General features: G+C 65.2%; 17 protein-coding genes. 6 read left to right on the top strand and 11 right to left on the bottom strand.

Annotation, left to right across the window (positions count from 1 at the left end):
- Positions 1-23: 23 nt before the first annotated feature.
- Both GGD61_RS19715 and GGD61_RS19710 read left to right on the top strand, forming a co-directional pair.
- The gene (locus GGD61_RS19715) at positions 24-1,160 is read left to right on the top strand and encodes an HlyD family secretion protein (protein ID WP_092251387.1); all 1,137 of its coding nucleotides are present in this window, start codon (positions 24-26) and stop codon (positions 1,158-1,160) included.
- A complete protein-coding gene (locus GGD61_RS19710) occupies positions 1,147-2,775 on the top strand; it encodes an MFS transporter (RefSeq protein WP_092251390.1) in 1,629 nt (542 codons plus the stop codon). The genes GGD61_RS19715 and GGD61_RS19710 overlap by 14 nt, the downstream gene beginning before the upstream one ends.
- A gap of 6 nt (positions 2,776-2,781) precedes the next feature.
- Here GGD61_RS19710 and GGD61_RS19705 read toward each other — a convergent pair whose 3' ends face one another.
- The 3 genes from GGD61_RS19705 to GGD61_RS19695 all read right to left on the bottom strand — a co-directional run bounded on the left by GGD61_RS19705 (position 2,782) and on the right by GGD61_RS19695 (position 6,802).
- Positions 2,782-3,522, bottom strand: coding sequence for a sulfate transporter family protein (locus GGD61_RS19705; RefSeq protein WP_092251391.1), 741 nt, complete (start codon positions 3,520-3,522; stop codon positions 2,782-2,784).
- Positions 3,523-3,756: 234 nt separating this feature from the next.
- Complete coding sequence (gene nikR, locus GGD61_RS19700; protein WP_092251392.1) at positions 3,757-4,203, bottom strand: nickel-responsive transcriptional regulator NikR; 447 nt, start codon at positions 4,201-4,203, stop codon at positions 3,757-3,759.
- A gap of 136 nt (positions 4,204-4,339) precedes the next feature.
- On the bottom strand, positions 4,340-6,802 hold the full coding sequence (locus tag GGD61_RS19695) for a heavy metal translocating P-type ATPase (RefSeq protein WP_092251394.1): 2,463 nt from the start codon (positions 6,800-6,802) through the stop codon (positions 4,340-4,342).
- A gap of 64 nt (positions 6,803-6,866) precedes the next feature.
- Between GGD61_RS19695 and GGD61_RS19690 the strand changes: the two genes are divergently transcribed.
- Positions 6,867-7,142 (top strand): metal-sensitive transcriptional regulator, encoded by a 276-nt coding sequence (locus GGD61_RS19690; RefSeq protein WP_007598521.1) that lies wholly within the window; start codon positions 6,867-6,869, stop codon positions 7,140-7,142.
- A gap of 258 nt (positions 7,143-7,400) precedes the next feature.
- Here the strand turns inward: GGD61_RS19690 and GGD61_RS19685 are convergent, their stop codons facing one another.
- Positions 7,401-8,378 carry a YiiX/YebB-like N1pC/P60 family cysteine hydrolase gene (locus tag GGD61_RS19685; RefSeq protein WP_183231030.1) on the bottom strand — a complete coding sequence of 326 codons (978 nt, stop codon included), beginning with the start codon at positions 8,376-8,378 and terminating at the stop codon, positions 7,401-7,403.
- A gap of 192 nt (positions 8,379-8,570) precedes the next feature.
- On the opposite strand from GGD61_RS19685, the gene GGD61_RS19680 reads away from it, so the two are divergent.
- On the top strand, positions 8,571-9,956 hold the full coding sequence (locus GGD61_RS19680; protein WP_092251398.1) for an NAD(P)/FAD-dependent oxidoreductase: 1,386 nt from the start codon (positions 8,571-8,573) through the stop codon (positions 9,954-9,956).
- A gap of 179 nt (positions 9,957-10,135) precedes the next feature.
- Here the strand turns inward: GGD61_RS19680 and GGD61_RS19675 are convergent, their stop codons facing one another.
- The 4 genes from GGD61_RS19675 to pheS form a co-directional block, all read right to left on the bottom strand.
- A complete protein-coding gene (locus GGD61_RS19675; RefSeq protein WP_092251400.1) occupies positions 10,136-10,906 on the bottom strand; it encodes a sulfite exporter TauE/SafE family protein in 771 nt (256 codons plus the stop codon).
- A gap of 53 nt (positions 10,907-10,959) precedes the next feature.
- Positions 10,960-13,368 carry a phenylalanine--tRNA ligase subunit beta gene (gene pheT / locus GGD61_RS19670; protein ID WP_092251402.1) on the bottom strand — a complete coding sequence of 803 codons (2,409 nt, stop codon included), beginning with the start codon at positions 13,366-13,368 and terminating at the stop codon, positions 10,960-10,962.
- Positions 13,365-13,811, bottom strand: coding sequence for an endonuclease domain-containing protein (locus GGD61_RS19665; RefSeq protein WP_092251909.1), 447 nt, complete (start codon positions 13,809-13,811; stop codon positions 13,365-13,367). The genes pheT and GGD61_RS19665 overlap by 4 nt, the downstream gene beginning before the upstream one ends.
- A 221-nt stretch (positions 13,812-14,032) precedes the next feature.
- Entirely contained in the window at positions 14,033-15,115 is a 1,083-nt protein-coding gene (pheS, locus tag GGD61_RS19660) for a phenylalanine--tRNA ligase subunit alpha (protein WP_183231029.1), read from the bottom strand.
- 69 nt (positions 15,116-15,184) lie between these two features.
- Between pheS and GGD61_RS19655 the strand changes: the two genes are divergently transcribed.
- The gene (locus GGD61_RS19655) at positions 15,185-15,679 is read left to right on the top strand and encodes a hypothetical protein (RefSeq protein ID WP_312012688.1); all 495 of its coding nucleotides are present in this window, start codon (positions 15,185-15,187) and stop codon (positions 15,677-15,679) included.
- Positions 15,680-15,690: 11 nt separating this feature from the next.
- On the opposite strand, the gene rplT is transcribed toward GGD61_RS19655, so the two are convergent.
- Complete coding sequence (gene rplT, locus GGD61_RS19650) at positions 15,691-16,050, bottom strand: 50S ribosomal protein L20 (RefSeq protein WP_027561620.1); 360 nt, start codon at positions 16,048-16,050, stop codon at positions 15,691-15,693.
- A gap of 80 nt (positions 16,051-16,130) precedes the next feature.
- Entirely contained in the window at positions 16,131-16,331 is a 201-nt protein-coding gene (gene rpmI, locus GGD61_RS19645) for a 50S ribosomal protein L35 (protein ID WP_008143958.1), read from the bottom strand.
- Positions 16,332-16,600: 269 nt separating this feature from the next.
- On the opposite strand from rpmI, the gene GGD61_RS19640 reads away from it, so the two are divergent.
- Positions 16,601-17,005 carry a hypothetical protein gene (locus GGD61_RS19640; protein WP_092251915.1) on the top strand — a complete coding sequence of 135 codons (405 nt, stop codon included), beginning with the start codon at positions 16,601-16,603 and terminating at the stop codon, positions 17,003-17,005.
- A gap of 112 nt (positions 17,006-17,117) precedes the next feature.
- Here GGD61_RS19640 and infC read toward each other — a convergent pair whose 3' ends face one another.
- A complete protein-coding gene (gene infC / locus GGD61_RS19635; protein ID WP_080670072.1) occupies positions 17,118-17,657 on the bottom strand; it encodes a translation initiation factor IF-3 in 540 nt (179 codons plus the stop codon).
- Positions 17,658-17,851: the final 194 nt, after the last annotated feature.

The following is a 17,851-nucleotide window of genomic DNA, read 5'->3' as shown; positions in this document are numbered from 1 at the left end:
GCAGAGCGTCTTGGGGTAAAATCGTGAGTCAACAGGAACAAGTCCCACCCCCGGCTGCCGCTGCAACGCCTGTCCCACCACCGAAGCCGACGCAGCGGCCAGCGACTTCGCTGGGGAGCCGGTTCGCGATCCCGCTATTCGCTGTGATCGTCGCGCTCGGCTTCGTCGCGCTGGCGACGCTGCGCTTCGACGAATGGGTCGGCAATGCCGTGATCCAGACCACGAATGATGCCTATGTGCGCGCCGAGCTGACACGGCTTTCGAGCCGCGTCTCGGGTGAAGTGCTGACCGTCGCCGTCACCGACTTCCAGCGGGTCAAGGCCGGTGATCTCCTGATCCAGATCGATCCCGCCGATTACGAGGCCCAGGTCGCGCAGTCCGAAGCTTCGGTCGCCGCCGCTCAGGCCGCGCTCGACAATCTGGCCAACCAGGTCGAGCTGCAATATGCGACGATCGCGCAGGCGCAGGCGGCGCGGCTTTCCGCGGAAGCCATGGAAGTCGAGGCACGGCAGGAGCAGGAGCGTCAGCAATCGCTGTCGCAGACCGAATCCGGCACGCGGCAGCGGCTCGAGCAGGCGGTGGCTGCTTACGCCAAGGCGCAGGCCGATGTGCGTGCGAGCCGCGCCGTGATCGCCGCCCAGCAGCACCAGCTCGAAGTCCTGCAAGGCACCCGGAAGCAGCGCGCCGCCGATGTCGCAGCGGCCAAGGCAACGCTGGCGGGTGCGAAGCTCAAGCTCGGCTACACCAGAATATCGGCGCCGTTCGACGGCGTCGTCGGCGAGCGCCAGGTGCAACCTGGCGACTACGTCAATATCGGCACCAACCTCATCAACGTGGTGCCGCTGCCGCAGGTCTATGTGATCGCGAATTACAAGGAGACCCAGCTCACGCACGTGGCGCCGGGCCAGCCGGTCGAGATCACCGTCGACAGCTTTCCGCGCGAGACGCTGCGCGGCAAGGTCGAGCGCATCGCGCCGGCGACGGGATCACAGGTCGCGCTGCTACCGCCTGATAACGCCACCGGCAATTTCACCAAGGTCGTGCAGCGCATTCCCGTGCGGATTCAGCTCGACGACGGCCAGCCGCTGCTGGCGCGGCTGGTGCCGGGCATGTCGGTCGTCACCCGTATCGACACCAAGGCTGCGAATGGCGGAAAATGACGACGCCGATCGCGGACCGCTCTCGCGCGGCGGCGTCGCGCCGCGGCCGCTGTTCGCCGTGGCGGCGGTGCTGCTCGGCTCCTTCCTCGCCAATTTCGACAGCCGGCTAACCACGGTTGGCCTGCCCGATTTGCGCGGCGCGTTCTCGCTCAGCTTCGACGAAGGCGCCTGGCTCTCCACCGCCGGCATCGGCTCGCAAATCTTCATCGCGCCCGCAGTGGCATGGCTCGCGACCGTGTTCGGGCTGCGCCGCGTGCTTGGCATTCCGAGCCTGATCTATGCCGTCGTCTCGCTGATCGTTCCCTTCGTGCACGACTATCCAACGCTGCTCGCGCTCAGCGTCGTGCATGGCCTCCTGCTCGGCACCTTCGTGCCGGCGACGCTGATGATCGTGTTCCGCAATCTGCCGATCCGGTGGTGGCTGCCGGCGATCTCGATCTATTCGATCCGCGTCGGCTTTGCGCTCGATACCTCGAGCTCGCTGGTCGGCTTCTATGTCGACCATCTCGGCTGGCAATGGCTGTACTGGCAGAGCGTCGTGATCGCGCCCCTGATGGGGCTGATGGTCTATCTCGGCACACCGAACGAGCCCGTGAATCGCGCGCTGCTGCGCGAGGCCGATTGGGGCGGCATGCTGCTGCTCGGCGCATCCGTTTCGATGATTTATGCCGGGCTTGATCAGGGCAATCGATTGGACTGGCTCGGCTCGGGGACGGTGATGGCGCTGCTCGCCAGTGGCGCGGTGCTGTTCGCAGGCTTCCTCCTCAACGAGTCGCTGGTGCGGCAGCCCTGGGCGCATGTGAACGTCTTGTTTTCGCGCAATATCGGATTGGGGCTGGTGCTGATCCTGCTCTACACGTTGACGAGCCTGTCCAACGCCTCGCTGGTGCCGAACTTCCTTGCCGCCATCGCGCTGCTCAGGCCGGAGCAGAGCGGCTTGCTGCTGCTCACCTATGGCGCATTGCCGATGTTCGTGCTGGTGCCGCTCTCGATCTGGCTGCTCAGGCATTTCGATACGCGCACCGTGATTGTCGTGGGTTTCGCCTGCTTCGCCGCCGCCAATCTCTGGGGCACGCAGCTCACCCATGACTGGGCGCGCGAGGACTTTGTCGGCATCGTGCTGCTCCAGGCGATCGGGCAGTCGCTGACCTTGCTGCCGCTGATCATCACGCTGCTGTCGAACTCCGATCCGAGCCGCGCCACTTCCTTTGCCGCCTATATCCAGATCATGCGGCTCGGCGGCGCCGAGATCGGTGTGGCGCTGATGGGAACATGGCTGCGCGTGCGCGAGCAGGTCCATTCCTTCTATCTCGGCCAGAACCTCGGCGTCGGCGACGTCGATGTGGTCCGCGTCCTGAAGCAGCTTGCCGATCACTTCGCTGCCCACGGTGCCGGGCTGGCGCAGCCGCGCGCGCTCGGCACGCTGGCGGGCATCGTGCAGCGCGAGGCCAATGTGCTCGCCTATATCGACGGATTCTGGCTGTGCTTCTGGCTCGCGGTGGCCGCGCTCGGTGTCCTCGCGTTGATCACCCGTGCGCCGGCCGGCCCGTTCACGCCGGCGCCATTCGGCTTCGCCAAGACGGTGCTGCGGAAGTGCGGGATGCAGGTGACGTGAAGCGCGTTACCGCATCTGCCGCGCCGGCTCGATCAGCTCGGGCCTCGGGCCCGACAGCCGCTTGTGCATGTGGACCATGAAGGCCATGCCGAAGATCGGCGTCGCCAGATTCACGATCGGGATCGAGACGAAGGCGGCGATGAAGAGGCCGGCGGTGAAGATCGTGGCGGCATTTTCGCGCCGCATCGCCTTGGCCTCTTCCGGCGGTCGGAAGCGCATCGCGGCGAGCTCGAAATATTCGCGGCCGAGCAGCCAAGCGGCGGCGATGAAGAAGATCAGGAAGCCTGCGCCGGCGAAAAGCACCAACGGCAACGCGATCAGATAGACCAGGATGGTCAGGAGCGCGGTCTTGATGCCCTCGAAGATGGCCTGGCTGAACGGCAGCGCGAGCCCCGGCTGCTCGGCGGGATAATGCTCGCGCTCGACGATGTCGGCGACGTCGTCGACGAACAGGCTCGCCACCAGCGAGGTGATCGCGGGCATCAGGAAGACGCCGCCGAACACGACGCCGAGGCCCGCCGCGATCGAGACGATCCAGGACAAGACCTCGAGAGAGGTGTGCCAGCCCGGCCCGAGCAGGCCTTCCAACCAGACCTCGCCATGGGTCGCAAACCAGCTGAGCAGCCGCTGCAAGCCGATCGCCAGCGCGGTGATCAGCACGAGCGCAAGCCCGATCGACCGCCACAGGATCGAGCGCATCGGCGGCGAGATCATTTGCGACAGCGCCTTCACGGCGGCGTCCAGCATCGGAGGGGCCCTCTGAGGTAAACACTGCGCGAGAGGTAGACACCCAATGCGGGTTCGGCAAGGGCGGGCTTGCCGCGCTGCTGACGGCCGCAAACGCGGCGCGAGCCCTTGCTTACCCTCCCCACGGGCACTGTTCGACGCGGAGAGACCGTCATCCCACCCCGCTCGCGCTGCGCGCGATCGACCCTCCCCCTCCAGGGGAGGGGAAGAGCCGCTACGCTCTCCTAGAATAGCCTACTCGTGCCGGTGCCCATGCTTTCGCGCCTTCACCGCCTTGCCTTCGCCGGTCGGGATCATCATCACGCGGCCGTAGCGGACGCCGCGTTCGGCGATGATATGGTCGGCGAAATGCTTGACCTCATCCGCCGACCCCCGCAGCGCCGTCATCTCCATGCAATTGTTGTCGTCGAGATGGACGTGCAGGGTCGCCAGCGCGAGGTCGTGATGACCGTGGAATTCCTGCACCAGGCGTTTTGACAGATCGCGGGCGGCGTGGTCGTAGACATAGACGAGACCGGCCACGCATTGGCCGGTCTGGGCGGTGTCCTCGGTGCTCTGCTGCAGGCCGGCGCGGGCGAGGTCGCGGATGATCTCGGAGCGGTTCTGGTAGCCGCGCGCTTCCGCCGCCGCATCGATCTCGGCCAACAGATCGTCCTCGATCGTGATGGTAATTCGCTGCATCAGATATTCCCCGCGTGCCTCGCCTGTGTCCCGTGAACCGTAGCCCGGATGTAGCGGAGCGCAATCCGGGACGGTGCCAATTTGCGGGCAGGACCCCCGGATTTCGCTTGCGCTCCATCCGGGCTACGCAGTGTCCTCACAGCCGCGTCGCCCGCAGCCGCAGCGCATTGCCGACCACGCTCACCGAGGACAGTGCCATCGCCGCCGCGGCGATGATCGGCGAGAGCAACAGACCGAACGCCGGATAAAGGATGCCGGCCGCGATCGGAATGCCGGCGGCGTTGTAGATGAAGGCGAAGAACAGGTTTTGCCGGATGTTGCTCATCGTCGCCTGCGACAGCTTTCGCGCCCGGACGATGCCGACGAGGTCGCCCTTGAGCAAGGTCACGCCGGCGCTCTCCATCGCCACATCCGTGCCGGTGCCCATGGCGATGCCGACTTCCGCGGCGGCCAGCGCCGGCGCGTCGTTGACGCCGTCACCGGCCATGGCGACGCTGCGGCCGGCCTTTTGCAGCTTCGTCACCACCGCGCTCTTCTGATCCGGCAGCACCTCGGCCTCGACTTCGGCGATGCCGAGCCGGCGCGCCACCGCTTCCGCCGTGGTGCGGTTGTCGCCCGTCAGCATGATGACCTTGATGCCTTCGGCAGCTAACGCCTTCAGTGCCTCCGGGGTCGAGGCCTTGACCGGATCGGCGATCGCGAACAGGCCGGCGAGCCGGCCGTCGACGGCCATGTTGATCACGGTGGCACCATCGCCGCGCAGGCGCTCGGCCTCGGCGTCGAGCGTTTTGGTGTCGATCCCGATCGACGTCAGATACCTGGCATTGCCGAGCACGATGGTCTTGCCGTCGACCTTGCCGGTGGCGCCCTTGCCGGTCGGCGAGTCGAAGTGCTCGACCTGGCCGAGGGCCAGTTGCCTCTCCTTGGCCGCGCGCACGATGGCATCAGCCAAAGGATGCTCGCTGGCGCGCTCGATGCTGGCGGCAAGCTTGACGATATCATCCTCCGCAAAGCCTGACGCCGGCACGATCGCGACCACCTTGGGCTTGCCCTCGGTCAGCGTGCCCGTCTTGTCGACCACCAGCGTGTCGATCTTCTCCATCCGCTCCAGCGCCTCGGCGTTCTTGATCAGCACGCCGCCTTGCGCACCGCGGCCGACGCCGACCATGATCGACATCGGGGTTGCGAGGCCCAGCGCGCAGGGGCAGGCGATGATCAGCACGCTGACGGCGGCGACGAGACCGAAGGCCAGCCGCGGTTCCGGACCAAACCAGGCCCAGGCGCCGAAGGCGGCGAGGGCGACGACGATCACCATCGGCACGAACCAGCCCGCGACCTGATCGGCCAGCCGCTGGATCGGCGCGCGCGAGCGCTGCGCGTCTGCGACCATCTGCACGATCTGCGACAGCAGCGTCTCGCGTCCGACCTTGTCGGCGCGCATGATGAAGCTGCCCGACTGGTTCAGCGTGCCGGCGATCACCTTCGCGCCGCTCTCCTTGGTGACGGGCATGGATTCGCCCGTGACGAGCGATTCGTCGAGCGAGGAGCGGCCCTCGAGGATCACGCCGTCGACCGGCACCTTTTCGCCCGGACGGACGCGCAGACGTTCGCCGGCATGGAGCGCATCGATTTCGACCTCGTGCTCGCTGCCGTCGTCATCGACGCGGCGCGCGGTCTTCGGCGCAAGCTGAAGCAGCGCCTTGATCGCGCCGGAGGTTGCGTCACGGGCGCGCAGCTCCAGCACCTGGCCGAGCAGCACCAGCACGGTGATGACGGCAGCCGCCTCGAAATAGACGGCGACCGCACCCTCATGGCCGCGGAACGTTGCGGGGAAGATCTGCGGCACGACGGTGCCGATGATGCTGTAGACATAGGCAACGCCCGTGCCCATCGCGATCAGCGTAAACATGTTGAGGTTGCGCGTCAGCAGCGACTGCCAGCCGCGAACGAAGAACGGCCAGCCGGCCCACAGCACCACGGGGGTGGCGAAGGCGAGCTGGATCCAGTTCGACAGCGTCTGATCGATCCAGCTGTGCGGGCCCGCGAGATGGCCGCCCATCTCCAGCACCACGGCCGGCAGCGCCAGCGCGGCGCCGATCCAGAACCGCCGCGTCATGTCGGCAAGCTCGGGGTTGGGGCCGGTCTCCAGGCTTGCCACTTCCGGCTCCAGCGCCATGCCGCAGATCGGACAGCTGCCGGGGCCGACCTGGCGGATCTCCGGATGCATCGGGCAGGTGTAGATCGTGCCAGCCGGCATCTCCGGCTCCGGCGCCTTGTCCTTGGCGAGATATTTTGCGGGATCGGCGGCGAACTTGGTGCGGCAGCCGGCCGAGCAGAAATGGAAGGTCTCGCCGTGATGATCGAAGCGGTGCTTCGAGGTCGTGGGATCGACAATCATGCCGCAGACGGGATCGTGCACCTTACTGACCGCATCGCCATGGTCATGCGCGTGATGATGGTCGTGGCCGGCATGATCGCCGTGCCCGCCGCAGCATGAGGCCGCCGGCTCGGCCGCTTCCGTCTTGGCCGCTTCCGATTTGGTGGAGCAACCGCATCCGGAATGTCCGTCCGCGCCCTGATGATGCCTGTGTTCGTTCATTGCCTTGCTCCGGCCTTGTACCCTGGGTCTTGCAACCCATACCCGGTAGGGGTATATAGACCCCATGCGCAAGGACATCAAGGCATCTGTCGGAAAACGCCTCGGCCGGATCGAGGGCCAGGTTCGCGGCCTCTCGAAAATGGTAGAGGAGGACCGCTACTGCATCGACATCGTGACGCAGATCTCGGCGGTGCGAGCCGCACTGCGCCGGGTCGAGGAAGAGGTCCTGAAGGATCACGTCGCCCATTGCGTCGAGCACGCGATCGCGAGCGGCGACAAGGCCGACCAACGCGAGAAGATCGCGGAGCTGATGGCGGTGATCGGACGGGCGGAGCGGTAGGTCTTTACTCCCGTCCTTGCGAGCGAAGCAATCCAGACTGTCCCCCGAGAAAGTAGTCTGGATTGCTTCGTCGCAAGAGCTCCTCGCAATGACGGTCGTTGAGGTGCTCGCGCCACACTCACAGGCGTCGTCCCCGCGAACGCAAGGATCCATAACCCCAGGGAAGGGTTTGACGAAGACTGGGAGTTCGGGATTTCTACCGTGCGCAGCCGATAGATCACGCGGTATAGGTCCCTGCTTTCGCAGGGACGACAGCCGTTACGCCGCCCTCTCGCGCACCCGGCCACGGCGCCTCGGGCGGTACATCGCCAGCTTCTTCAGCAGCGGGACATGCCCGGGAACGCGTTCAGACGTCCCCGCAAGGCACTCACTCATTTGCGCAGCCGGAATTTCAGCCGGCGCTTCTTGGTCAACCGCCTCAGGAACGAGCGGCGGCGCACTGATCGTTTCTGGAAACACACTGAATGTGCCCGCTACCTCCTCGAGCGGCTTCTGCTTGTCGGCCCAGTGCAGGGCGGTGTAGTCGAACCCGTGCACGATGGTGGGTTTGACGACTTCGAAATAGGGCGAGATGTCGAAGTCGCGGGGCATGTAGAGCGAGGAATCGCGGATGTGCAGGATCTCGCGGCGGGCGGCGCGGCTGCCGGCCTTGGTGATCTTGGGCAGGATCGGATAGCGCACCGCGTCGAACGCCTGTGCGATCAGCGCCGAGCAGATGATCTTGGTCGGATCGCCCGAGCCGATCGCGATCATGCGTCGCCGCCAGCGCTGCGGTACCGGCAACGGGAACAGAAAGCGCATGAGGTCGACGATGTTCTTGGTGTCGTAGCCGAAGCCGATGCGGTTGATCGCATAGCGGCAGACGGTGGTGCGGTCCTCGTAGGACAGCCCGACCGGGCGGCAGAGGCGGGTGTGATAGGGCAAATATTTCGACAGCGGCGCAGAGGTGACGCCTTCGCCGATATTGGCCTCGATCAGCACATGCGGTTCGCCGTCAGGCTCCGCGGCGCCCTCGACCGGGCCGACATAGAGCGCGGCATGCGACCAGGTCGACTGCGTCAGATATTTGATGATGCCGGAGATGCGGTTGTTGCCCTCGACCAGCAGCACGTCGCCTGGCTCGATCACGCCGCGCAGGTGCTCCGGGTCGCTCGGCGTGAACGGCTCGTAGCCCGGCACCTCCTTGGAGAGGTACGCGGCAATCAGCTTGCCGACTGAATCTAGGACCGTCCCCATTTCCAACTCCCCCCACGGCCTTTTGCGGCCGTCTTTTTCCCTTCTCTATCATGGTCGAAACGTGTTGCAATTCGGTTCATCACTCCGTGACATCAAGCACGATTGATTCACCATGATGGTTGCCGTGCAACATCAGATGCGGCAAGGTTCGCTGACTGTTCCCGTTCGCCGCAAGTCCTCGGAAACCATGACATGACAATCACGCGCCGCGGTTTTCTTGTCGCGTCGGCGGGCCTTGCCGCGATGCCGGTCCTGCGCGCATCCGCCGCGCCTCTGCCGCGCGAGGCCGACATCGTCGTGATCGGTGCGGGAGCCGCGGGAATCGCTGCGGCGCGGCGCATCATGGCGACGGGCCGCAAGGTCGTCGTGATGGAAGCGGCATCGCAAGTCGGCGGCCGCTGTATCACCGACAGCACAACCTTCGAGGTGCCGTTCGACCGCGGCGCACGCTGGATGCACAATCCCGACACCAATCCGATGATCCGGCTGGCGCGCAGTGTCGGGCTGGACGTGCTGTCGGCGCCATCGGGCCAGAAGATGCGCATCGGCCGCCGTAACGCGCGCGCGGGCGAGACCGAGCAATTCCTGGCGGCGCTGGTGCGCGCCAACCGCGCCATCGACGATGCCTCGCGGGCTAAGCTGGATACCTCTTGCGCCTCCGTGCTGCCGAAGGATCTCGGCGACTGGGCGGGCGCGGCCGAGTTCATGCTGGGCGCGGGCTTTGCCGGCAAGGACCTGAAGGAGCTGTCCGCGATCGATAAGGGACGCGCGCAGGATCGCAACGCGGCGATCGCCTGCCGTCAGGGTCTGGGCACGCTGATCACCAAACTCGGGGAGCAGGCGCCGGTGGCGCTGTCGACGCCGGCGAGCCGCATCAGCTGGAGCAACCGCGACGTCAGCGTGGAAACGCAAGCCGGCAAGATCGCCGCACGCGCCGCCATCGTCACGGTCTCGACCAACGTGCTGACATCGGGCGCGATCAAGTTCACGCCCGACATTCCCAAACGCACGTTAGACGCGGCGTCGAAGCTCGGCCTCGGCAGCTATGATCGCATCGTGCTGCAATTGCCGGGCAATCCGCTCGGCCTGTCGCGCGACGATATCCTCATCGAGCAAAGCAATTCGACACGCACGGCGCTGATGTTCGCCAATATCGGCGGCTCTTCGCTGTGCTCGATCGACGTCGGCGGCGCGTTCGGCCGCGATCTCTCCGAGCAGGGTGAGAAGGCAATGGTCGCCTTCGCCAGGGAATGGATCACGAAATTGTTCGGTAGCGAGGCTGCGGCTACCGTCGGGAAGACCAGCGCCACGCGCTGGAACGCCTCGCCCTACGTCCTGGGTGCGATGTCGGCGGCTTCCCCCGGCGGTCAGCTGTCGCGAAAAATCCTGAGCGAGCCGATCGGCAATGTGTTCCTCGCCGGCGAAGCTACGCACGAGACGCTGTGGGGCACCGTCGACGGCGCCTGGGAAAGCGGCGAGCGCGCCGCGGACGCAGCCTTGCGCAAGATCGGTGCGCTCAAGGACGATTCGGCGGATGTGCCGACGCAGTCGACGAAGAAGCGGCGGGCGCCAAGGTAGTAAGGCAGTCAAGCCGCCAAACACTCCGCCGTCGTCCCTGCGAACGCAGGGACCCATAACCACAGGGAGACGTTTGACGAAGCCTCGCAGTTGAGAGATCGTCGTCGGGACTGTCACTTGTGTCTTATCGATAGATCACGCGGTATGGGTCCCTGCGTTCGCAGGGACGACAGCGGTAATTACCGCAACACCCCGTCCAGCACCGGCAGCCCTGCAATCACCGCCAGCGCAATCAGCGCATAGCAGATGCTGCGAAACACCTGCTCGCTGGCGCGGCCGAACAGTGAGGCGCCGAATGCGACGCCGATCGCATAGACCGGGCCGACGATCAGCGAGAGCGCGAGCGATTCGCGGCTGATCAGCCCCGTGGCCGCGTAGCTGATCATCGAGAAGAAGTCAGACGCGCCGAAGAACAGCACGATGTTGGCGCGCGCGACGATCGGCGCGATCGGACGGCCGAGCCAATAGCCGACGATCGGCGGGCCGCCGGTCTGCGCGAGACCGCTGCAGAAGCCGGAGAGGCCGCCGATGCCGACCGAAAGCCAGGTGTGGTCCTTGCCACGATAGCGCCAGCCCGACAGCAGCAGGAGCAACAGCGCCGCGACGAAGCAGGAGATGATCCAGCGCGTGGTGACGGGTTCGAGTACGCTGAGAAAGTATGTGCCGACGGGCACGCCGACCAGCGCGCCCAGCACAATCACCGCGGTCGCCTTGCGGTCCGCCTTCCGCCACGCGTCCGGCAGCAGCGGCGCCGCCGCGACGAAATCGATCACCAGAAGCAAGGCGGCGACGAGCCGTGGCGCAGCAATGCTGCTTGCCAGCGGCATGAAGATCAGCGCCGAGCCGAAGCCCGAGAAGCCGCGTGCAGTGCCGGAAACGAAGGCGACGGCGCAAAGCGCCATCGCAATGGTGAGGCTGACGTCCTTCGGAAGGAAGTCCGCAAGGGTCATGCTTTATTTCTGGAGCATGATGTTGTCCGAAAACCGCTTCGCACTTTTCGGCATCATGCTCTCAGCGTGCCGCCGGTCTTCTTCGTGACCTCGGCCACGACCTTCGCCGCGACAGCCTCGATCTCCTGATCGGTCAGCGTCTTCTCGCGCGGCTGGATCGTCACCGCGATTGCGATCGACTTCTTGTCGTCGTCGATGCCCTTGCCCTCGTAGACGTCGAACACGTTCACGCCGGTGATCAGCTTCTTGTCGACACCCTGCGCGGCGCGAACGATGTCGCCCGCCTTCACGGTGCGATCGACGATGAAGGCGAAGTCACGCGAGACCGGCTGGAACGCCGAGAGCTCGATCAGTGGCTTGGCGCGGGTCGGCTTCTTCTTCGCTTCCGGAATACGGTCGAGGATCACCTCGAACACCATCAGCGGGCCGTCGGCGCCGAGCGCCTCGAGCGCTCTGGGATGTACCTCGCCGAAATGGCCGAGCACGTTCTGCGGTCCGATCTGGATCGTGCCGGAACGGCCCGGATGCAACCATGCCGGACCGCCGGCGACGATCTGCAGCGCCTGCATCGGCGCACCGGCCGCAGCCAGCACGGCCAGCGCGTCCGCCTTGGCGTCGAACACATCAGCCTGGGCCGAGCCCGACCAGTGCCGTCCGAGACCTTCAGAAGAGGCAAAGCCGCGGCGCACGCCGCTCGCCGCCATGAACTGATCCTGCGGGCGATCGCCCTTGAAAATTTGGCCGACTTCAAACAGCGCGACATCGCTGACGCCGCGATTGGCGTTGGCTTGTGCGGCCGCGATCAGGCCCGCGAGCAGCGTCGGGCGCATGTCGGAGAGATCAGACGCGATCGGGTTGGCGACTTCGAGCTCGCGCTGGCCGCCGCCGAACAATTTTGCCGCGGACTTCGTGATGAACGACCAGGTCACCGCCTCGATGATGCCGCGGCTCGCGAGCGCGCGCCTGGCGCGGCGGGTGCGCAGCTGCAGTGGCGTCAGCACCGGTTTGCGCGCGTCCTCGCCGCGCTCGAACGGCGTCATCGGCACCTTGTCGACGCCGAAGATGCGGACGATCTCCTCGACGATGTCGGCCTTGCCGTGGACGTCCGAGCGCCAGGAGGGCACCGCGACCTTCACGATGGGGCCGGGGCCCGCCATCATGAAGCCGAGATGGGTCAGGATGCGCTTCATCTCGACCTGCGGCACCTCGATGCCGGAGAGGCGCTTGACCTCCGTCACAGGGAAGTCGATCACGCGGTCGTCGCCGAAGGATTTGCCGACCACGACGGTCTCGGACGGCGTGCCGCCGCACATCTCCATCACCAGCTTGGTCGCCAGCTCCAGACCCGGCACCATGAAGGCCGGATCGACGCCACGCTCGAAGCGGTAGCGCGCGTCTGAATTGATGCCGAGCTTGCGGCCGGTCTGGGCGATGTTGATCTCGTTCCACAGCGCCGATTCGATCAGCACGTCGGTGGTGTCATCGTCGCAGCCGGAGGCTTCGCCGCCCATAATGCCGGCGAGCGATTCGACGCCGTGCTCATCCGCGATCACGCAAATGGCGGGATCGAGATTGTAGGTGCGGCCGTCGAGCGCGAGCAGGGTTTCGCCCTCACGCGCGCGGCGCACGACCAGATTGCCCTTCACCTTCCTGGCGTCGAACACGTGTAGCGGCCGCGCGCGGTCGTAGGTCATGAAGTTGGTGATGTCGACCAGTGCGTTGATCGGGCGCAGCCCGATCGCGGTCAGCCGCTTCTGCAGCCATTCCGGCGACGGACCGTTCTTGACGCCACGCACGAGGCGGAGCGCGAAGCCCGGACACAGCGTGGAATCCTCGACCGTAACCTTCACGGGGCACGCGAATTCGCCCTTGATCAGCTTGATCGCGGGATCCCTGAACTTGCCCATGTCGGCGGCGGCAAGGTCGCGCGCGATGCCGTGCACGCCGGTGCAGTCCTGCCGGTTCGGCGTCAGATTGATCTCGACCACGGGATCGCCGAGCGCGGCCCAGTCGGCATAGCCGGCGCCAACAGGCGCATCCGCCGGCAATTCCATGATGCCGTCATGGTCGTTGGAGATCTGCAGCTCGGCCGCCGAGCACAGCATGCCGCGGCTCTCGACGCCGCGGATAGTGCCGACGCCCAGCGTGATGTCCTTGCCGGGAATGTAGGTGCCGGGCGGCGAGAACACGCTGACGAGACCCGCACGCGCATTCGGCGCGCCGCAGACGACCTGCACCGGCGCGCCGCCGTCGCCGGTATCGACCATGCAGACGCGCAGGCGATCCGCATTCGGATGCTGCTCGGCCGAGATCACCTTCGCGATCGTGAAAGGCTTCAGCGCCTTCGCCTTGTCCTCGATGTTCTCGACCTCGAGCCCGATCATGGTGAGCTTCTCGGCGAGCTTGTCGAGCGGCTCGTCGGTCTCGAGATGATCCTTCAGCCAGGAGAGGGTGAATTTCATGGCTGTTTCTTCTCCACGGAGACGGTCTGCTCCCTCTCCCGCTTGCGGGGGAGGGTTGGGGTGGGGGCTCTCTCCGCGACGGTGGTCGCGATGGTTTCGAGAACGCCGCCACGATTTGTCATGACATCGAGATTGCTGAAGCGGAGCACCTTGAAGCCCATCGCTTCGATTGCGGTAGAGCGACGCGCGTCGGCGCGCTCGCCATCATTCGAGAAGTGTTGGCCGCCGTCGAGCTCGATGACGAGCTTGGCTGCGTGGCAGATGAAATCGGCGATGTAATTCTCGATCGGCACTTGGCGGCGAAAGCTCACGCCATTCAGCCGGTTGCCACGTAGCTCCGACCAGAGGATTCGCTCTGCATCTGTTGAGTCGCGCCTGAGCGCACGAGCATTGGTTCGCAGCTTGGCCGAGATCTTCCAGTCCGGATGCTTGGGATCAACCATCGGCAGCCCCATTGCGGAGAAACCCTCTCCCCAACCCTCCCCCGCAAGCGGGGGAGGGAGCTCGACCTGTCGAGCGACAGGAGAATACGTACCCATACGACGAACGCCACACACTCGCTCTATCCATTCCCTCCCCCGCTTGCGGGGGAGGGGCAGGGAGAGGGCTGTCTCCGCAGAGGGAACGGAGAGAGTCTTCGCAAGCTCTGGCGCGAGGGCGAGCATCACGAGCTCAGCCCCCCAGCCAGCGTCGGCACCTCCAGCGGCTTGAAGCCGTAGTGGGTCAGCCAGCGGACGTCGCTGTCGAACAGCTGGCGGAGGTCGGCGATGCCGTATTTCAGCATGGCGATGCGGTCGATGCCCATGCCCCAGGCGAAGCCCTGATACTCGTCGGGGTCGATGCCGCAGGCGCGCAGCACGTTCGGGTGCACCATGCCGCAGCCGAGAATCTCCAGCCAGTCCTCGCCCTCGCCGAAGCGGATCTCGCCCTTGTCGCGGCGGCACTGGATGTCGACTTCCAGCGACGGCTCGGTGAACGGGAAGAACGACGGTCGGAAGCGCATGTTGATGTGGTCGACCTCGAAGAACGCCTTGCAGAACTCGTGCAGGATCCACTTGAGGTGGCCGAGATGCGAAGTCTTGTCGATGACGAGGCCTTCGACCTGGTGGAATTGCGGCGTGTGGGTCGCGTCCGAATCGATGCGGTAGGTGCGGCCCGGGCAGATCACGCGGATCGGCGGCTTCTGGCTCAGCATCGTGCGCACCTGCACCGGCGAGGTGTGGGTTCGCAGCAGCATGCGCGAGCCGTCCTCCTTCGGATGGAAGAAGAAGGTGTCGTGCATCTCGCGCGCCGGATGGCCTTCCGGAAAATTCAGCTTGGTGAAGTTGTAATCGTCGGTCTCGATGTCGGGGCCTTCGGCAACCGAGAATCCCATGTCGGCGAAGATGGTGGTCAGCTCGTCCCAGACCTGGCTCAGCGGATGCATGCGGCCGGCTTCCGTCGGCGCATCGCGCAGCGGCAGTGTGACGTCGACGGTCTCGGAGGCGAGCCGCGCATCGAGCGCGGCCGATTTCAGCACGTCGCGCCGGGCGGCGAGCGCCTGGGTGACCTCGTCCTTGGCCTGGTTGATCGCAGCGCCTTGCGTCTTGCGCTCGTCCGGCGACATCTTGCCGAGCGTTGCAAGCAAGGCTGAGATCGAGCCCTTCTTGCCGAGCGAGGCAACGCGGACGGCTTCGAGGGCCGCTTCGTCGCCGGCAGCACTGATCTGCGCGAGGATGGATTGAACGAGACTGGCGAGGTCGGACACGGTCGGATCCCTCAAACTTGCAAAAGGCTGCCGGGTTGTGGCCGCAGCCGGGGCGGAACGTCAAGCCGAATGGACGTCGTAAATGCGGGGCATTTGAACCGTAAAGGCATGGCTGGCACCAACCTGAACGCGAAGGAGGGGACGATGCGTTTGCGATCCTGCGTGGCCGGCCTGGCCCTGGTTCTCTTGCAAGGCTTTCTGGGAGGCGCAGCTCTCGCCGCCGAAGAATGCCAGGCCAAATCCACGTCGATGGATGACATCATCGTGGCCCTGAACGCGGCGCCGGGCTGCGAGCGTGCCATGAAGCAGTTCGAAGCCTGCGCATACGGCGCCAGCGGCGACGTACAGTTCGGTGAGGTGGTCGAGAAGAAGTGCGAGGCCGATTTCATCGGTCAGCTGCAGCCGCCACAGAAGCTCAGCTACCAACGCGAGTTGCGGGTCTGCGACCAGAAGTACCGGAGCAAGTCCGGCACCATGTATATCTCGGCCACGGCCTTCTGCCGGGCGGAGGTCGCCCAGCGCTACTCGCAACATGCGCTGAAGGCCGGCAAAGCCGGCCGCTAGCGCCGCAGGGCTCAGGCGGCGAGCGCAGCCTTGGCCTTCTCGGCGATCGCCTGGAACGCCGCGGGCTCGCTGATCGCGAGATCCGACAGCACCTTGCGGTCCACGGTGATCCCGGACTTGGCCATGCCGTCGATAAATCGGCTGTAGGTCAGGCCGAACGGACGGACGGCAGCGTTGATGCGCTGGATCCAGAGCGCGCGGAAGGTCCGCTTCTTGCGCTTGCGATCACGGAACGCGTACTGCTGGGCCTTTTCCACGGCCGGCTTGGCGGCGCGGATGGTGTTCTTGCGGCGGCCGTAGAAACCCTTGGCGGCCTTGTAGACTTTCTTGTGCTTGGCGTGGGCGGTCACACCGCGTTTGACGCGAGACATGACAAAATCCTTCAGAGGTGACTTTGGTTATCGGATTGCCGCGCAAGACGCGGCACGGTTGGCAATGATCGTGGACGCGATCAGGCGTTCGGCAAGAAGTACTTCTTGACGTTGTCGCCGTCGGTCTTGAACAGCACCGCGGTGCCGCGCAGCTGACGGATCTGCTTCTTCGTCCGCTTGATCATGCCGTGACGCTTGCCGCGATGGGCGAACATCACTTTGCCGGTGGCAGTCACCTTGAAGCGCTTTTTAGCGCCCGATTTGGTCTTCAGCTTGGGCATTTGGCTCTCCTAATGGCCACAGAGTTCCGCCCGCGAAGGCGGCTGGCCGTCAAAATGCTCGTTAGAGCGTTGATTGTGCTCAGGTTTTACGAACAAGCGCAAACCCGCACGAAACACCGCCACGGCAGCCCTTAATCAGCCGGGCGATGAAGGCTGGGCTTATGACAGAGGACAGGCCGATTGGCAACGATGAACCGGCAGAACCAGCCCGGCGACTATTCGGAATTGCGACCCTCATGTCCAAGCCCGTCGCCTGGAGCAGGACCAAAATGGCCCATTTTTCCCGATCACTTCCCTCTTTGCCTGCTTTCGCCCGTCCGCGCCATCTGGCGCTTCTGGCCGTGCTCGCCACGGCCGCGCTGCCGTCGACGGCCGATGCCCGCGTCGGCGGCTATGACGGCGTCTGGAATGTCACCTTCGCCACCACGCGGGGCAATTGCAGCTCCGGCTACAGCGTCCCCTTCACGGTGACCGGCAGCCGGGTGTCGTCCGCCGGCGGCGGCCGGGTCTCCGGCAAGATCAATCGCGGCGGTGCCGTTGCGGTCCAGGTCTCGGTCGGCGCGTCCCATGCCAGCGGCGGCGGCCGGCTCGCCGGCGTGAACGGAGCCGGCTCGTGGAGAGGTGTCATTTCCGGTGACCAGTGCAGCGGCACCTGGCAGGCGACACGGACGTAGCTGTCGCCGGGAAAGCTGCTGCGCACCTCCCTGCCTGCAGGGAGGTGAAAACAAAACGGCCCGCCGGAGATCCGGACGGGCCGTTGAACTCTTGAGTTCCAAACAACCGGCGTCAGCGCGGCGCCAGAACCATGACGACCTGACGGCCCTCGAACCTGGCGTCCTGCTCGACCTTGGCGAGCTCGGCGACGTCGGTCTTGATCTTGTCGAGCAACTTGGTGCCGATCTCCTGGTGCGCCATTTCGCGGCCGCGATAGCGCAGCGTGATCTTGACCTTGTCGCCCTCTTCGAAGAACCGCTGCATCGCGCGCATCTTCACGTCGTAATCGTGGTCGTCGATCATCGGGCGGAGCTTGATCTCCTTGATCTCGACGATCTTCTGCCGCTTGCGGGCTTCGGCGGCTTTTTTCTGGGCCGAATACTTATACTTCCCGTAGTCCATGATCTTGCAGACGGGAGGGCTGACGTTCGGCGAGATCTCGACCAGATCCATGCCGGCTTCCTGGGCCATCCGGATGGCCATGACGGTCTCGACCGTGCCTTTGTTGTCACCGGCCTGATCGATCAGCTGGATCTGCGCATTGCGAATATCATCATTGATGCGCGGCCCATCTTTGCTGGCGACGGGCGGGGCTTTATTGGGACGGCGAATGGGTGGTTCTCCAAAGTTGTGAAAGAGGCTGCTATTTTGCAGGAAGATGCGTTTGCCGGCAAGCAATTCGCTCCTGCGCGAAACGAAAAACCCTCAAATGCGAGGTATTTCGGCCACGCCTGGGCACGCTGACCGACATAGACACCTTGCTTCCGTTCCGCAAGCGTCCCAAAGGGACAATGCCGGTCTCCGGC

The organism is Bradyrhizobium sp. SBR1B, assembly GCF_014198205.1.
Lineage (GTDB): Bacteria > Pseudomonadota > Alphaproteobacteria > Rhizobiales > Xanthobacteraceae > Bradyrhizobium.
Note: the sequence above shows the minus strand (reverse complement) of the source record. Positions and strands in the feature narration are given on the sequence as shown.

What these genes read in the sequence shown, in the direction of transcription:
- GGD61_RS19710 (WP_092251390.1), top strand. Translation starts at nt 1,147, where the DNA reads ATGGCGGAAAATGACGACGCCGATCGCGGACCGCTCTCGCGCGGCGGC.
- GGD61_RS19705 (WP_092251391.1), bottom strand. Translation starts at nt 3,522, where the DNA reads ATGCTGGACGCCGCCGTGAAGGCGCTGTCGCAAATGATCTCGCCGCCG.
- nikR (WP_092251392.1), bottom strand. Translation starts at nt 4,203, where the DNA reads ATGCAGCGAATTACCATCACGATCGAGGACGATCTGTTGGCCGAGATC.
- GGD61_RS19695 (WP_092251394.1), bottom strand. Translation starts at nt 6,802, where the DNA reads ATGAACGAACACAGGCATCATCAGGGCGCGGACGGACATTCCGGATGC.
- GGD61_RS19690 (WP_007598521.1), top strand. Translation starts at nt 6,867, where the DNA reads ATGCGCAAGGACATCAAGGCATCTGTCGGAAAACGCCTCGGCCGGATC.
- GGD61_RS19685 (WP_183231030.1), bottom strand. Translation starts at nt 8,378, where the DNA reads ATGGGGACGGTCCTAGATTCAGTCGGCAAGCTGATTGCCGCGTACCTC.
- GGD61_RS19680 (WP_092251398.1), top strand. Translation starts at nt 8,571, where the DNA reads ATGACAATCACGCGCCGCGGTTTTCTTGTCGCGTCGGCGGGCCTTGCC.
- GGD61_RS19675 (WP_092251400.1), bottom strand. Translation starts at nt 10,906, where the DNA reads ATGACCCTTGCGGACTTCCTTCCGAAGGACGTCAGCCTCACCATTGCG.
- pheT (WP_092251402.1), bottom strand. Translation starts at nt 13,368, where the DNA reads ATGAAATTCACCCTCTCCTGGCTGAAGGATCATCTCGAGACCGACGAG.
- GGD61_RS19665 (WP_092251909.1), bottom strand. Translation starts at nt 13,811, where the DNA reads ATGGTTGATCCCAAGCATCCGGACTGGAAGATCTCGGCCAAGCTGCGA.
- GGD61_RS19655 (WP_312012688.1), top strand. Translation starts at nt 15,185, where the DNA reads ATGGACGTCGTAAATGCGGGGCATTTGAACCGTAAAGGCATGGCTGGC.
- rplT (WP_027561620.1), bottom strand. Translation starts at nt 16,050, where the DNA reads ATGTCTCGCGTCAAACGCGGTGTGACCGCCCACGCCAAGCACAAGAAA.
- rpmI (WP_008143958.1), bottom strand. Translation starts at nt 16,331, where the DNA reads ATGCCCAAGCTGAAGACCAAATCGGGCGCTAAAAAGCGCTTCAAGGTG.
- GGD61_RS19640 (WP_092251915.1), top strand. Translation starts at nt 16,601, where the DNA reads ATGGCCCATTTTTCCCGATCACTTCCCTCTTTGCCTGCTTTCGCCCGT.